The sequence below is a fragment of the Streptomyces mauvecolor genome (genome assembly GCF_039532965.1).
GTDB lineage: Bacteria > Actinomycetota > Actinomycetes > Streptomycetales > Streptomycetaceae > Streptomyces > Streptomyces violascens.
Window position 1 is genome coordinate 67337 of the sequence record NZ_BAAASQ010000004.1, and the last position, 14962, is coordinate 82298.

Below are 14962 nucleotides of genomic sequence, written 5' to 3' on the forward strand. Positions count from 1 at the left end.
ACGGAAAATCCGCCCGGTGGTTGTCGCATCCGTCATTGACGGCACTCCTTGATCGGAGGGCGCACGGTATCGCCCTTTCTGTAGGGAGGTGGGGGAAATCCGCGGATCCAAGACGTCGGTGTGCTGCCATCGGCAGGATGACGGCATGGACCATGGGGATGCGGGACGGGGCCGATCGCGACCGATCACGGTGCGGGTGCCGGTGGAGCCGGTGGAAGCGGCGGTTGAGGCCGATGCCGTCGACGCCGTGGCGCGTACGGGGAATCTGGTCGTGCGAGGCCCTCTGTTCGGGGTGGCGGCACAGGACGACGGTGACGGACCGGCATGGCGGGTCATCGTCGCGATCACGCTCGGCTGTCCTCAACAGGCCCGGGACAGTCTGAACTCCCGGCTGTGGTTCCGCGCGAAGGACGACGCGGACGGCCCCGAGGAGCGGCGCGCCCTGCTGGCGGCAGTGACCCGGCTCGAGACCGAGCGCGTCGACGAACTCGCGGTGGCCGGGACGCGGTTCCGCATCGTGCGCGCCGAGGAGTACGCGGCCGTCGGGGACCGGGGCGCAATGGAAGGGCCGCGCCCGACCGATCCCGAGCCCCTTGTCCCCGACTGGTCGCGCGCGTCCAGGGGACCGGAGGTCGACGACGCGCTGGTCCTGGACCCGGAGGCGCCGGTCACCCCGACACAGGTCGCGGAACAGCTGGCGCTACGGGACCTCTGCTACACCGGCGACCGCTTCCCCCACGACGTACGCGCCGACTCGCGCCGCGCCATGGACCTGCATCCGGACATTCTGCTGTTGCCGCCGTCGTTCACGGTAGTGGAGCAGTCGACGAACAGCTGGGCGCCGGTCAGCGGTCCTCATGCGACCGCGCACTCTGCCCGCAGGTCCCTGGATTTCGCTCTGACCTGGACGTGGCCGCGCATGCGTGGGCTCATCCCGATCGACGCCGCCGTGGATGTCGACGCCCGTACCGAGTCCGCGGGCAATGGAGCCGCCGGGCAGGCCGCGGGCCTGGCCGAGTACGCCGAGGCCGCCACCGCGCTCCGGGCCGGTCGCGTCAACCGCCTGAAGTTCCAGGGCACCGTCTACCAGATCGCCCGTACGCGTCGCCTGCTGCGATGGGGGCCCGACGGCCCCGAGGGTCCGCGCCCGTCCGACGTCAACAGCCAGGACCCGGTACGCCTGCACCCGTTGCTCGACGAGGACGGCCGGATCGTGTCCCACGACTGACGGGGACGCGGAACTGCTCTGCCGCCCCACCGCAGGCCGCTTTCAGGGCGGTGTCGCCGGGCATCCCGGCCACACCGCCCTCTGCCGCCCTGGGAGCCTCCCCGCTCAGTCACCGGCTCCGTCGGTCAGGCGCCGCGCCTGTCGGTGCGCTCCGCGAGCCAGCCGGCCATCGCCCGTACGCCGACGCCGATGGCACGCTCGTCCGGGGTGAAGTCGGGGTAGTGCGGGTAGGCCGTGGTGATGGGTGCGCCGGGGGCGTGGACGCCGAGGAAGGTGAACGTGCCGGGGATGCGGTCCAGGTAGAGGGCGAAGTCCTCGCCGCTGAACGGAGGGAAGGCGGAGTGGAGCACGTTGACCGCGTCCCGGCCCAGTGTGCGGCGCAGGTGGTGGGTGAGCCTGTCACCATCACGCTCCGGGCAGACCATGGCGGGGAACGGGTCGGCGGGGAAGGCCACCTCCGCCCCCGGGTACGAGGAGGCCAGGCGGCGGATGTTCTCGCGTACCTCCGTGTACCGCTCCTGCGGCCAGCAGCGGTAGGACACGCCGACCTTGGTCTCCTGTGCCCCGGCCCGCAGGGCCACGAACCGGGCCAGCGGCCCGTTGGGTATCCGTGCGTCGGCGATCATCCGCTCGATGTCGGCAGGTGTCTGCGGCGGTGCCACCGTGGCGAGCGCGCCGATCTCGGCAGCCAGTCGTCGCGCCGCATCGGGCGCGCCCGGCCCGGTGAGGGTCACTTCCCCCCTGTCCTGGCCCGGCAGCCCGAAGCCGGAGGTGACAGCGAACTGGCCGACGGGGAACGGCCCGCAGTGCAGCGCGTGGATCTCCTCGGCGCGGGTGCGCTCCAGCACGCCCTCGTCGATCACCGCGCGAGCCCCGGTCAGGGCCTCCTCGGCGGGCTGGAAGAGGAACACCACCGTTCCGCTCAGTTGCCGCCGCACCCGCACCAGGACCTTCGCGACACCGATGGCCACCGTGGTGTGGATGTCGTGCCCGCACAGATGGGCCGCCGCCGGACCGCCCCCGACGATGTCCTTGGGCGGCACCGCGTCCATGTCCGCCCGATACGCGACCGTCCGGCCGGGCCGCGAGCCCCTCAGCACGCCGACAACGCCGTTGCCGCCCACCCCCGTGGTGACCTCAAGGCGGGCCGCTCGCAGCTCTCCCGCCACCACGGCAGCCGTGCGCTGCTCCTGACCCGGCATCTCGGGGTGCCGGTGGATGTCCCGCCGCAGCTCGATCAACCCGCGCTCCAGGCGGGCCACTTCGGCGTCCACCGCCCGCTGCTCCACCGACCCCCCGAACCCGTCGGCGGCAGCTCTCCCCGCGGTACCCCACACCATTCCCGCGGCGGCTCCCGCCCCGACGGCCAGCACCGTACGGCGCGCGAGAGCATGCTCCTTGGGCTGCTTCACGATTCCCCCTTCGTAATCCTTCACCCGGTCTTCCACGGCATCGGACGGCGAAGCCGGCTCTCTGTGATTGCCGTCTCGCCGCCCGATGAGCGGTAGACCTGTGCGGTAAACGTGTTACGACACGGTCGCCGCGGACGGGCACCTTTGCCCATGGGGCGAGCCACCACTTCGAGGTGGGGCCAGCCCCACCCGGCCTGCTCGAAACCGCGGGACTCCGCCGCCTAGACCGGTGCCACCACGCGGTCGAGTGCCGCCCGGCCGGCGGGTCCCCAGGTCGGCTTGCCGCCCGGCAGGCCTCGGACGCCGGCCCGGCCCATGAGGATGAGGAAGAGGCTCTTCGCGGCGGCCAACCCGCGCGCGCGCCGGATCATCGCCGCGTCCACGCTTCCGTACGCGTCGAAGAACCGTGAGGCCGCGCCCGCGGGAAGAAGTACCCACGCGGCCGCGAGATCGACCGCCGGGTCGCCCGCGCACATGTCGCCGAAGTCGATCACGCCGGAGAGCGTCCCGTGGGAGACGACGACATTGGCCGGGTGGAGGTCGCCGTGCACCCACAGGGGCGGCCCCTCCCAGTCGGGGGCCGCGAGCGCCTCGTCCCAGATGTCCCGGACGTCCTGGAGCCCCTCGACATCACCTCCGGAGGCGACTTCCTCAAGGCCTTCTGCGAAGCCGTCCGTGAGTGTCTCCAGGGGGACTCCGCGATCCCGACCGACCGGCGCGTCGACAGGCGCCTCCGTATGGAGCGCCTTGAGGAAACCCGCCAAGGTGTCGGCTGCGCGGGCGTCGCTGACGGGGGCTCGGTCCGCCGGTTCGCCGGGCACCCAGGATGCGATGGTCCAGGGCCGTGGGAAGCGCGCGGAGGGCTCACCGATCCGCAGCGGTGTCGGGACGGGCAGCGGAAGACGCGGTGCGAGGACCGGCAGCCACTGGTGCTCTTTGCGCAGGAGGCAGGGAGCGCGCTCCGTGCGCGGCATGCGCACGGCCAACTCCCCTCCGAGCCGCCACAGTTGGTTGTCCCAGCCCCCGGCCACCTCCCTCAGTTCCAGCTCCGCGAGGTCCGGATGCTGCTCACGCACCAAGGAGCGCACCAGGGTGTGATCGATCTCGATGCTGTCCATGATCCCCACTCAACCATCCCGACGTCGTTCCGCGGGATGGTTGAGCCATCGGATCCGCCACTCACAACTCGCGCAGCGCGGGCAGCAGTTCCTTCTCGGCCCAGTCGATGAACGGGAGTTGCTGGGGGCCGCCGATCTGGACGAGGGCGATTTCGGTGAAGCCGGCTTCGGCGTAGGGGCGTACGGCGTCGACGAACGCGTCCACGTCGTCGCCGCACGGAATGGACCGCGCCACGTCCTCCCCGGTCACGAACCGCGTCGCCGCCTCGAAACCCGAGGGCCCCGGCAGCTCCGAGTTCACCGGCCAGCCCCCGGCGAACCAGCGGAACTGGTCGTGGGCGCGGGCGACAGCCGCCTCCCGGTCGGGGTCGTAGCAGACGGGCAGCTGACCCACCCGCGGCTTGCCGGTGCCGCCGTGCCGGTCGAAGGAGTCGAGCAGTTCCGGCTCGGCCTCAGTGGCGATGACCAGGTCGGCGGCCCGGCCGGCCAGGGCGCAGGACCGCTCGCCCGAGACGGCGACGCCGATCGGCGGCAGCTCGTCGGGGAGGTCCCACAGCCGGGCGTTCGCGACGCCGAAGTGCGCGCTCTGACGGTTGACATTGCCGCCCTCGAAGAGAGCGCGGATGATCTCGACGGCCTCTTCGAGCATGTCGAGGCGGACCTCCGGGGCGGGCCAACCGGCGCCCACCACATGCTCGTTGAGGTTCTCGCCGGAGCCGAGTCCGAGCCGGAACCTGCCTTCGGACAGGATCTGCATCGTCGCCGCCTTCTGCGCCACGACGGTGGGGTGGTAGCGCAGCGTCGGGCAGGTCACGTACGTCATCAGCGGGATGCGGGTGGTGGCCTGAGCGGCCGCGCCGAGCACGCTCCACGCGTACGGCGCGTGCCCCTGGCTCTCCAGCCACGGGGAGAAGTGGTCGGAGGTGACGGAGAAGTCGAACCCGGCTCGCTCCGCCGCGACCAGATCCGCCACGAGTTCGCGCGGACCCGTCTGCTCAGTCATCATTGTGTAGCCGATTTGCACCATATTTCACGACTAACCGTGCTGCGCCGATGGAAAACATCGGCCCGCTGTCCGTGTGCGGGTTCCCGACCGCACCGGTTGCCGAAACGCTTCCGGTGTGCGACAGGGGCTACGCGGTCCGCAGACCGTCCGCTTCGAGGAGTCGTCATGGTCATAGTGGCCGTTCTCATCCCGCCGCTGCTCCTTGGGGTGCTGCTGGCCCTCGGCCGGTACGAGGAGCGCCTCCTCGGCGCCCCCGAACCGATCGAGGACCGCCTGCGTGAACGGCGCGGGTACACGGAGCCGGACCTCCCTTCCGAACCGCCGCCCCACCCCGCCCAACCTGCACCGTCGAGCGAGGTGGCGCCGCCCCTGTGACGGTGCGCAGCCGTCCGGATCGCGCGGCCGGGCCGGCGCTGACACGATGGACGGGCAGGGTCGTGAGGGGAGCCCGCCAGGACTTGGCAACGGCTTGATTGACCCGTTCGAGAAGGCAGCCCTATGCTCCACGTGTAGTGATGAGATAAGGAAGCTGGTGAGATTCCAGCACGGTCGCGCCACTGTGAGTCGACCACCCGCGAGGGTGGCCGGTGAGTCAGACACTTATCCGTTGCTTCGCCCCGTTTCATCCATGGGACGCAAGATCCCGAGAAGGAGGGCCTCGCCTTGAGCAGCGTTTCCACATCCCGCCCGGCTTCCACGCCGATCGTCCTGCCGGTTTCGAAGTCGGTGCTGTGGCTGGTCGGCACCGCGATCCTCGCACTGGCCGCCTACTACTTCATCGGCGTCGACCAGGGGGCCGTCTCGGTCTTCGGCAACGACATGCACATCCACGAGTTCGTCCACGACGGGCGTCACTTCCTCGGCTTCCCCTGCCACTGACCCACACGGAAGTACGGACAACTCGACATGGAAAAAAAGCTGATACTGCGCGGCGTTCTCGTCGGCGCAGTGGCAGGGCTGCTCGCGTTCGTCTTCGGACGGATCTTCGCCGAGCCGCAGATCGCGAAAGCCATCGACTACGAGAGCGGGCGCGACGCCGCCCAGGCAGCGCTCGACAAGGCCGCCGGTCTGCCCGCCGAGGCGGCCGACCCGGACCTGTTCAGCCGCACCATTCAGGCCGATGTCGGCCTCGGCGTCGGCATGATCTTCTTCGGCATGGCCATGGGCGCGCTCTTCGCCGTCGCCTACACGGTCTGCCTGGGCCGGACCGGCGCCCTGCGCGCCCGTACGCTGGCGCTGGTGGTGGCCGGTGGCGGGTTCCTCGCGATGTACCTGGTGCCGTTCCTCAAGTACCCGGCCAATCCTCCGGCGATCGGTCACGAGGAGACCATCGGGCAGCGCAGCGGCCTCTACCTCATCATGGTGGTGTGCTCGATCGCCTTCCTGGTGGCGGCGGTCTGGCTCGGCAAGCGCCTCCAGGCCCGCTACGGCAACTGGAACGCGACGCTCATCGGCGGTGCGGTGTTCGTCGTCGCGATCGGGATCGTGATGCTGGTCCTGCCCTCACTCGGGCATCTGGCCTACAACAAGGAGAACTTCGGCAACCAGGCCACCGAGACTCCGCTGCCCCTGACCGATGCCAAGGGCACGATCGTCTACCCCGGTTTCCCTGCCGACGTGCTGTTCTCCTTCCGCTTCTTCTCCGTCGCCGCGCAGCTCCTCCTGTGGGCCGCCATCGGGCTGTTCTTCGGCCCCTTGGCCGAACGGCTTCTCGAACCCCGCCGGGAATCCGCCGAAGCCCCCGCGCAGGGCCCGGCTCCCCTCCCTGCATGACGTTCACTCCGACGCCGGGCGCGGTGATCTGCGAGATCACCGCGCTCGGGCCGTTCTTCGCCCTGCACACCCATGCCCCCGACGCCCGGCCGGCGGAGCCGTGGGTCCCGATGTCCCGACGGCTCATCGAAGATCGCGTGTCGGCCGTACGGGGCCGGCTGGCGGCGGCCGGCGGGCAGCCGCTCGACGCCGTCGAGGTGCGGGTGGCCGCTTCGGTGACGCATCTCGGCCTGGCCGCCAGGCTGCTGTCGCCCGCCCTTGCCGCGTTCGTGCTGCACGGACGCCTTCTCACCTTCGGCCTCCCCGACGTCCACTGGCAGCCGGTCCTCGGCGGCCCCATCCCCCTGTCCGTTCCCGGCACCGCGGTGAGCGCCGGCTCCGTTCCGCCCGAGGAACTCACCACCTTCCTCGACCGCCCCCTCGGTGAACTCGCCGCCGCCATACGGCCGTTCTCGCTCTCACCCCACATCCTCCAGGGCAACATCGCCTCGGCTCTCAACGGTGCCGCCACGATGATCGCCGCCGCCAGGCCGGAGCTCGCGGAGCGAACCCGCACGGCGGTCGCGCTCCTCCTGGACAGCCCACCCCTGCGGGGTTCCGCCACGACAGCCGCCAACGGCGCGTTCCGGCGCAGGAGTTGCTGCCTGATCTACCGCGCCGCCCCGGGCCACAAGGGTTCGCTGTGCGGCGACTGTGTGCTGCATCGCGACGCGGGCAGCGCCCGAAGCCGCTGACGGGCCGCCGGAGTTCGCAGACCGTCCAACCGGTGGGTGAACTCCGGCGGCCGCTTCCTTGGCCATCATCGCGACGGGCGCGGACATCCCGGCCACGGTCTCGGCGACCGCGAGCGCCTCCCCGGCCAGGTCGGCGGCGGGCACGATCCGGGAGACGAACCCGGCGCGCTCGGCGTATCCGGTGGAGACGTCCAGCCACTTCTGACGGCTCATCAGCCGAGGCTCGGCCGCTCCCCCGCCACAGGGTAGGGGACGAAGGTGCTGCTGTTCTCGTCGATGGCGAGGCGCCGGTCCAGGGGCGGTACGGCCCGCTGGGGGCAGTCGGTGCGTTCGCAGAGGCGGCAGCCCATGCCGATGGGGACGGCGGCGGAGGTGTTGTCGACGTCGAGGCCGTCGGAGTAGACCAGCCGCGAGGCGTGCCGGATCTCGCAGCCGAGGCCGATGGCGAAGGTCTTGCCCGGCTCGCCCCAGCCGCCCCGGTGCCGCGAGATCGCGCGGGCGGTCCACAGATAGCGCCGGCCGTCCGGCATGGCGGCGACCTGGACATGGATGCGTCCGGGGGCGGCGAACGCCTCGTACACGTTCCACAGCGGGCAGGTGCCGCCGGCCCGGGAGAAGTGGAACGCTGTGGCGGACTGGCGCTTGGACATGTTGCCCGCCCGGTCGACGCGTACGAAGGAGAAGGGCACGCCGCGCAGCCGGGGGCGCTGCAGGGTGCTGAGGCGGTGGCAGATCGTCTCGTAGCCGAGTCCGAAGTGGTCGGTGAGCCGCTCGATGTCGTAGCGGGATTCCTCGGCGGCCGCGTGGAAGCGGCGGTAGGGCAGGATCAGCGCGGCGGCGAAGTGATTGGCGATGCCGATCCGGGCCAGCGGCCAGGCCGCCGAGTCGCGGGCGAAGTCCTCCGACGCGAGGGCGGACATCCCCTCCGCGTGTTCGAGGAGCGCGAGCTGGGTGGCCATCCGGAACGCCTGCTGCCCCGGACGCAGCCGGCTGGAGAGGTGCAGCACGCGGGCGCCGGGATCGTAGTGGTGCAGCATCCGGTCCGAGTCCGTGGCGAGGCGCACCCCGTGGCGTTCTGCGAGGCGCGCGGACAGTACGCGCACGACCTCGCCGGGGCGTACGCCGATCTCGGAGGCGAGGTCTTCGGCGGCGAGGTCGATGTCGTGCAGGTAGTTCTGGCGCCGGTAGAAGAACTCGCGGATCTCCTCGTGCGGGGACCGGGGCTGTGCGACCGCACCCGGGCCCCGTCCTTCCGCGACTTCGGCGAGTTGCTCGGCCAAGTGCTGGTTGCGCCGGCCCAGGTCCACCAGGACGGTCGCCACGGCCGGCATGCGGGCGGCCAGGTCCGAGAGGTCGGAGGCGGACACCCGGCCCGCCGAGACCTCGCCGGTGAGGGCGTCGCGCAGGTCCGCGACGAGGCGGCTGGTGTCGCGCTCGGAGAAGAAGCCCGGGTCGACGCCGAACGCCTCGGTGAGGCGGAGCAGTACGGGCACGGTCAGGGGCCGGGAGTCGTGCTCCATCTGGTTCAGATAGCTGGGCGAGATGCCGAGGGTGCGGGCGAGGTCGGCCTGGCTCATGCGGCGTTCCTCGCGCAGCCTGCGCAGCCGCGCGCCTGCGTACGTCTTGCTCACCCGTGGCTCCTGTGTGGTCACGATCGTCGGCACTGCTCGCGATCGTAGCCGTGTCGGCGAGCTTTTCGGGGTTAACAACGTTGGCAAATCCCCGGGCGAAGATGCGCAGAAGTTGGCATCTTTCCTTACTTGTTGGCACTGAGTGCCAGTGCCAGAGTCGTAGTGCGGCCCGCCGGACTCCCGTCGGGCGGAGCGGAACCGGGGTGCTATTTCAGGCCCTGACGTCGGAAATCCCGGCACCTCCGCCCGACTCTGCACCCTTGCTCGGATTGCCGACTCAGGGGATCGGCGGGCCGCACCTTGAGATCACCTCGGCACCCAGTGCCGAGCATTCGCACAGTTCACGATTCTCCGGGAGACGGTCATGGCACAGGCAAAGACGACGGCGGCAGCGGCGGAGCTGGCGCAGCGGTGGGCGACCGATCCGCGTTGGAAGGGCATCGAGCGGACCTACAGCGCCGAGGACGTGGTGCGGCTCTCGGGCAGTGTCCGTGAGGAGGCCACGCTGGCCCGGCGCGGCGCCGAGCGGCTGTGGCGCCGGCTCCACGAGCTCGACTACATCCACGCGCTCGGCGCGCTGACCGGAGGGCAGGCCGTCCAGCAGGTAAAGGCCGGCCTCCAGGCCATCTACCTCTCCGGCTGGCAGGTCGCCGCCGACGCCAACCAGGCCGGCCACACCTACCCCGACCAGAGCCTGTACCCGGCCAACTCCGTTCCCCAGGTGGTGCGCCGGATCAACAACGCGCTGCTGCGGGCCGACCAGATCGCCACCGCCGAGGGCGGCAGTGACACGACGGACTGGCTGGCCCCCATCGTCGCCGACGCCGAGGCCGGCTTCGGCGGCCCGCTCAACGCCTTCGAGCTCACCAAGGCCATGATCGCGGCCGGTGCGGCGGGCATCCACTACGAGGACCAGCTCGCCTCCGAGAAGAAGTGCGGCCACCTCGGCGGCAAGGTGCTGGTGCCGACCTCCCAGCACATCCGCACCCTGAACGCGGCCCGCCTTGCCGCCGACATCGCCGATGTGCCCACGCTCATCGTGGCCCGCACGGACGCCCTCGCCGCCAACCTCCTCACCAGTGACGTGGACGAGCGCGACGCCCAGTTCGTCACCGGCGAGCGCACGGCGGAGGGCTTCTACCGTGTGCAGAACGGCATGGCCCCGGTCGTCGCCCGCGGCCTGGCCTACGCCCCCTACGCCGACCTCATCTGGGTCGAGACCGGCACCCCCGACCTCGCCCAGGCCCGCGAGTTCGCCGAGGCGATCCACGCCGAGCACCCGGACCAGATGCTCGCCTACAACTGCTCGCCCTCCTTCAACTGGAAGGCGTCCCTGGACGACGACCAGATCGCCAAGTTCCAGCGCGAACTGGCCTCGATGGGCTACCGCTTCCAGTTCATCACCCTGGCCGGCTTCCACTCCCTCAACCACGGCATGTTCGACCTGGCCCGCGGTTACGCCGAGCACGGCATGACCGCGTATGTCGACCTCCAGGAGCGGGAGTTCGCGGCCCAGGAGCACGGCTTCACCGCGGTCAAGCACCAGCGTGAGGTCGGCACGGGTTACTTCGACCAGGTCTCGACGGCCATCAACCCGGCCTCCTCGACGACGGCGCTGACCGGCTCCACCGAGGAAGAGCAGTTCCACTGAGCCGAATTGCCGAGGTCCGTTGCGGTCCCGCGCCCCGAGGGGCGCGGGGAGCAGCGTGACCGGCCACCGACCCACCGGCAGCCGAATCCCCGCGCCCCCAGAGGAGACCCGCATGTCCATCTCCGCCCCGACCAGCCGTGCCCAGGTCCTCGGCGCACCGGGACACCGGCACGACGAGATCCTCACCCCCGAGGCTCTGGAGTTCGTCGGCCGCCTCGCCGACGAGTTCGGCGAGCGCCGTCTGCACATCCTGCGGGAGCGCAAGCGGGTGGCCTCCCGACTGGCCTCCGGTTCCCCGTTCGACTTCTCCGTCGCCACCGCCGGCATCCGCTCGGACGAGTCCTGGCAGGTGGCGCCCCCGGCGCCCGGACTGACCGACCGCCGGGTGGAGATCACCGGCCCGCCCGAGCGCGCCATGACGGTCAACGCCCTCAACTCCGGGGCTCAGGTGTGGATGGCGGACTTCGAGGACGCCACCTCACCCACCTGGCACAACGTCGTCGACGGCCAGCTCAACCTCCTCGACGCGATCGAGCGCCGGATCGACTTCACGACGCCGGAGGGCAAGCGGTACCGGTTGGGCGAGCGACCCGCCACCATCGCCGTACGCCCCCGGGGCTGGCACCTCACCGAAGAACACCTGCAGTTCGGCGGCCGCCCCGCACCCGCCTCGCTCGTCGACTTCGGCCTGTACTTCTTCCACTGCGCCCAGCGGCAGATCGACGCCGGACACGGCCCGTACTTCTATCTGCCGAAGCTGGAGAGCCGCGACGAGGCGCGGCTGTGGAACGACATCTTCGTCTTCGCGCAGGACCTGCTCGGCATTCCCCGCGGCACGGTCCGGGCCACCGTCCTGATCGAGACCATCACGGCGGCCGTCGCCATGGAGGAGATCCTCTACGAGCTGCGCGAGCACAGCGCGGGGCTCAACGCGGGCCGCTGGGACTATCTCTTCAGCCTCATCAAGACCTTCGGCCACCGCACCGACTTCCTGCTGCCCGACCGGGCCAAGGTCACCATGACCGCCCCCTTCATGCGGGCGTACACCGAACTCCTGGTGCGTACCTGCCACAAGCGGGGCGCCCACGCCATCGGCGGCATGGCCGCCCAGGTCCCGAGCAAGGACGCGGACGCGCATCAAGCGGCCCTGGCCAAGGTGCGGCTCGACAAGGAACGGGAGGCCGAGGACGGCTTCGACGGCTCCTGGGTCGCCCACCCCGCTCTCGTCCCGGTCTGCCGCGAGGTCTTCGACGGAGTGCTCGGCACCCGCCCGCACCAGCTCGAACGCACCCGCAACGACGTCGAGGTGACGGCGGCACAGCTCGTGTCCGTGCGCCGTACCAGCGCGCCGCCCACGCCGGAGGGTATCCGTACCAACATCGCGGTCGCTCTGCGCTACTTCGACGCCTGGCTGCGCGGGCAAGGGGCCGTCGCGCTGTATGGGCTGATGGAGGACGCCGCCACGGCCGAGATCGCCCGAGTGCAGATCTGGCAGTGGCTGCGGCACCGGGCGGTCGATCGTTCGACGGTACTGGAACTCCTCGAGGACGAACTCGCCGCGCTGGGCGCCGAGTACCCCTGGGCAGCCGTCGACGACATCCGCGGCCTCTTCGAACGCACGGCCCTGGCCAAGGAGTTGCCGGACTTCTTCACTCCCGACGCCTACACCCGCCACCTCGTGCACCGCTCGGAAGGACAGTCATGACCACAGCCATCAGCCGGGTCGGAGTGGTGGGCGGAGGCCGGATGGGCGCCGGAATCGCAGAAGTGTGCGCCCGGGCCGGTCTGGACACGGTGGTGTGCGAGGCCGACTCGATCGCCGCCCGCGCCGCCCGTGAGCGGATCGCCGTATCGCTCGAACGGGCCGTCCAGCGCGGCAAGTTGGACCGCATCTCCGCCGAGGACGCGCTGGCCCGCATGGTCTTCACCGGCAGCCTCGACGACCTGGCCGACCGCCGGCTCGTCATCGAGGCCGTCGTCGAGAACACCGAGGCCAAGACGGAGATCTTCGGCCGCCTGGACAAGATTGTCGAGGACGGTGAGGCCATCCTCGCCACGAACACGTCCTCGATCCCCGTCATGCGCCTGGGCATGGCCACCCGGCGTGCCGACCGCGTCCTCGGGCTGCACTTCTTCAACCCCGCGCCCGTGCTGCCGCTGGTCGAGATCGTCTCCTCGCTGCACACGACGCAGCAGACCGTGGCAGCCGTGGAGGACTTCGCCACGCGCACCCTGGGCAAGACGGTCGTCCGCTCCCAGGACCGCGCCGGCTTCGTCGTCAACGCGCTCCTCGTCCCGTATCTCCTGTCCGCGATCCGGATGACGGAGTCCGGTTTCGCCACCCCCGCGGACGTGGACGCGGGCATGGAGCTGGGCTGCGCCCACCCGATGGGGCCGCTCAAGCTGGCCGACCTGATCGGTCTGGACACCGTCGCCGCCATCGCGGAATCCCTCTACGAGGAGTTCAAGGAACCCCTGTACGCCCCGCCGCCGCTGCTTCAGCGCATGGTCGAGGCGGGGCTGCTCGGCCGCAAGAGCGGGCGCGGGTTCCACACCTACGACCGGGGCTGAGGGGCCCGGGTTCGCCTCCGGGAAGAGGGCCGGCGGCCGCTGTGGGGAGGGGCGTGGAACGGGTTGGGAGGCCCGCTCCACGCCCCTTCACGCGCTCGCCGACGCAAGGGGGGGCCTCTCCCGTCGCAACCACTGGCATTTTTGACACCCCGTCAGAGGGAACGGACCGCGGCCGCGCCACGTCCCACCCATGTCGGCTCTCGGGGGTGCCAGAGGTGAGTGTCGGAAACCGTACGACGGCGTGGATCGCATCCGCCGTGACGCTGGGCGTCGCTGCCGTGGGGTGCGCCACGGATCCCGCCGCCGAGGCGCGCGACCGGGCAGCCCTTCACGCCGCCCTGGAGGCCGTCCGCACCGCCCACTGCCCCGCGGCACCCCCGGACGTCATGATCAACGGTGGCGGCAGCCTCGAACCGCTCGTCGCGAACCGCCTGCTGTTGTGCGGCTACGCCCACGGCCCAGCCGCGACGACAGGACAGGCCCTCGTCACCGACAAGGCAGTCCTCGATCGGCTCCGCACCTCACTCAACAAGCTCGGCGAAGTGCCCATCGGTCCTGTCAACTGCCCCGCGGATACGGGGGCGAAGGTTCTGGAGATCTTCAGCGACGGCCGCCACGTGGCCGAACTCGTGGAGAAATTGACAGGCTGTCAGGTGGTGAGCGACGGAAACCACGACGGCTGGGTCGGGAACTCCGATGTCGGCACGACCGTGATGGGCCTGCTCCCCACCGGCTCCTGCCGGGCCGTTTGGCGAGCGGCACCTTGTGACCGGCGCGCGGCCGCGCCCTGACCGCGCCGAGGCACCGGGTCCGCCCCGCTCCGACCTGGTCAGGCCCGCGCACCCCCGTCGACCGGCAGGACCGTGCCGGTGACGTACGACGCCCGGTCGCTCAGAAGCCACGCCGCGGCCTCGGCGATTTCCTCGGGGTCGGCCACGCGGCGCAGCGAGGAGCGAGCCGTGAGGCGCTCGATGACGCCGGGTGAGTCGTCCTCCCAGGCCTGGATCATGTCGGTCAGCGTGGGACCGGGGGCGATCGCGTTGACCCGGATTCCTTCGGGTCCGTACGTAATGGCCGCCGACTCGGTGAGGCTGTTGAGCGCCCGCTTCATGGCACCGTAGGTGGGCAGTTCGGGGTTGCCGATCAGGCTGCCCACGCTGGAGTTGTTGACGATGGCACCCGTCCCGGCGGTGGCCCGGATGGCGGCGACCTCGGCGGTCATGGCGAGCCACGGGCCCCTGAGGTTCACGGCGTAGATGTGGTCGAAGTCGGCTTCGCGCACCTGGTCCATCGGGCCGGGCGGCGTGATCGTCGCCCCGTTGTTGAAGGCCACGTCCAGCCGCCCGTAAAGGTCCATGGCCCGGTCGACGGCCGCGCGCACACTGGCAGCGTCGGCGAGATCGCACCGTACGTAGTCCGCGACACCGCCCGCCGCGCGGACCTCCTCAGTGACCGCCTTGAGCTGCGCTTCCGTCCGGGCCGCGAGCAGCACCCGGGCACCCTCCCTGGCGAAGAGCCGCGCCGCGGCGGCGCCGATGCCGCGGCCCGCACCGGTGATGAAGGCGACCTTGCCGGCCAGCAGGCCCTGGCCGACGGGGGAGGTGGATGTGTCCGGTGTGTTGTCCATGCCACCACCCTGCACCCGTCCGCCGATCCCGACCAAGGACCAGCAACACCCAAGCCCTCTGCGCAACACCCTTATAAGCCACGCGAGTTGTGCAACAACCTCAACGCCCTGTCGAAATACAACCGTTGCACAACACCGACCCGGCTCCCCCGCGCAGGTCACGCCCCATTCCACCGCTGCGCACCCTGCCGCCCGGCGAAGTCCCCGTCCC

At 70.9% G+C, this 14962-nt stretch carries 14 protein-coding genes, 1 pseudogene and 1 riboswitch; of the genes and pseudogenes, 9 read left to right on the top strand and 6 right to left on the bottom strand.

Annotation, left to right across the window (positions count from 1 at the left end; translation table 11 throughout):
* Positions 1–145: 145 nt before the first annotated feature.
* Positions 146–1228 (top strand): DUF5954 family protein, encoded by a 1083-nt coding sequence (locus ABD346_RS03410; RefSeq protein ID WP_381227115.1) that lies wholly within the window; start codon positions 146–148, stop codon positions 1226–1228.
* 125 nt (positions 1229–1353) lie between these two features.
* Here the strand turns inward: ABD346_RS03410 and ABD346_RS03415 are convergent, their stop codons facing one another.
* The 3 genes from ABD346_RS03415 to ABD346_RS03425 all read right to left on the bottom strand — a co-directional run bounded on the left by ABD346_RS03415 (position 1354) and on the right by ABD346_RS03425 (position 4785).
* Positions 1354–2568, bottom strand: a complete 1215-nt coding sequence (locus ABD346_RS03415) for a M20 metallopeptidase family protein (RefSeq protein WP_344372158.1) — start codon at positions 2566–2568, stop codon at positions 1354–1356.
* 293 nt (positions 2569–2861) lie between these two features.
* Complete coding sequence (locus ABD346_RS03420; RefSeq protein WP_344371351.1) at positions 2862–3758, bottom strand: aminoglycoside phosphotransferase family protein; 897 nt, start codon at positions 3756–3758, stop codon at positions 2862–2864.
* A gap of 61 nt (positions 3759–3819) precedes the next feature.
* Positions 3820–4785, bottom strand: coding sequence for an LLM class F420-dependent oxidoreductase (locus tag ABD346_RS03425; protein WP_344371352.1), 966 nt, complete (start codon positions 4783–4785; stop codon positions 3820–3822).
* A 144-nt stretch (positions 4786–4929) separates the two neighbouring features.
* On the opposite strand from ABD346_RS03425, the gene ABD346_RS03430 reads away from it, so the two are divergent.
* The 4 genes from ABD346_RS03430 (at position 4930) to ABD346_RS03445 (ending at position 7271) form a co-directional block, all read left to right on the top strand.
* Positions 4930–5139 (top strand): hypothetical protein, encoded by a 210-nt coding sequence (locus ABD346_RS03430; protein ID WP_344371354.1) that lies wholly within the window; start codon positions 4930–4932, stop codon positions 5137–5139.
* A 107-nt stretch (positions 5140–5246) separates the two neighbouring features.
* A riboswitch (cobalamin riboswitch) is annotated at positions 5247–5387 on the top strand.
* Positions 5388–5427: 40 nt separating this feature from the next.
* On the top strand, positions 5428–5643 hold the full coding sequence (locus ABD346_RS03435) for a CbtB domain-containing protein (protein ID WP_189962567.1): 216 nt from the start codon (positions 5428–5430) through the stop codon (positions 5641–5643).
* Positions 5644–5670: 27 nt separating this feature from the next.
* Positions 5671–6537: a CbtA family protein gene (locus tag ABD346_RS03440; RefSeq protein ID WP_344371357.1), complete on the top strand. Its 867-nt coding sequence runs from the start codon at positions 5671–5673 to the stop codon at positions 6535–6537.
* Positions 6534–7271: a (2Fe-2S)-binding protein gene (locus ABD346_RS03445; protein WP_344371358.1), complete on the top strand. Its 738-nt coding sequence runs from the start codon at positions 6534–6536 to the stop codon at positions 7269–7271. The genes ABD346_RS03440 and ABD346_RS03445 overlap by 4 nt, the downstream gene beginning before the upstream one ends.
* A gap of 51 nt (positions 7272–7322) precedes the next feature.
* Here ABD346_RS03445 and ABD346_RS03450 read toward each other — a convergent pair.
* A pseudogene (locus ABD346_RS03450) lies at positions 7323–7448 on the bottom strand (enoyl-CoA hydratase); the annotation flags it as partial.
* A gap of 35 nt (positions 7449–7483) precedes the next feature.
* A complete protein-coding gene (locus ABD346_RS03455) occupies positions 7484–8902 on the bottom strand; it encodes a short-chain fatty acyl-CoA regulator family protein (protein WP_344371360.1) in 1419 nt (472 codons plus the stop codon).
* 364 nt (positions 8903–9266) lie between these two features.
* Here ABD346_RS03455 and aceA point away from each other — a divergent pair, with 364 nt between their 5' ends.
* From aceA to ABD346_RS03475, 4 genes are all read left to right on the top strand, one after another.
* The gene (gene aceA / locus ABD346_RS03460; protein ID WP_344371361.1) at positions 9267–10553 is read left to right on the top strand and encodes an isocitrate lyase; all 1287 of its coding nucleotides are present in this window, start codon (positions 9267–9269) and stop codon (positions 10551–10553) included.
* Positions 10554–10665: 112 nt separating this feature from the next.
* Complete coding sequence (gene aceB, locus ABD346_RS03465) at positions 10666–12258, top strand: malate synthase A (protein ID WP_344371363.1); 1593 nt, start codon at positions 10666–10668, stop codon at positions 12256–12258.
* Entirely contained in the window at positions 12255–13124 is an 870-nt protein-coding gene (locus tag ABD346_RS03470) for a 3-hydroxybutyryl-CoA dehydrogenase (RefSeq protein ID WP_344371365.1), read from the top strand. The genes aceB and ABD346_RS03470 overlap by 4 nt, the downstream gene beginning before the upstream one ends.
* Positions 13125–13339: 215 nt before the next feature.
* On the top strand, positions 13340–13915 hold the full coding sequence (locus tag ABD346_RS03475; RefSeq protein WP_344371366.1) for a hypothetical protein: 576 nt from the start codon (positions 13340–13342) through the stop codon (positions 13913–13915).
* A gap of 38 nt (positions 13916–13953) precedes the next feature.
* Here ABD346_RS03475 and ABD346_RS03480 read toward each other — a convergent pair whose 3' ends face one another.
* A complete protein-coding gene (locus tag ABD346_RS03480) occupies positions 13954–14751 on the bottom strand; it encodes an SDR family NAD(P)-dependent oxidoreductase (protein WP_344371367.1) in 798 nt (265 codons plus the stop codon).
* Positions 14752–14962 lie beyond the last annotated feature (211 nt).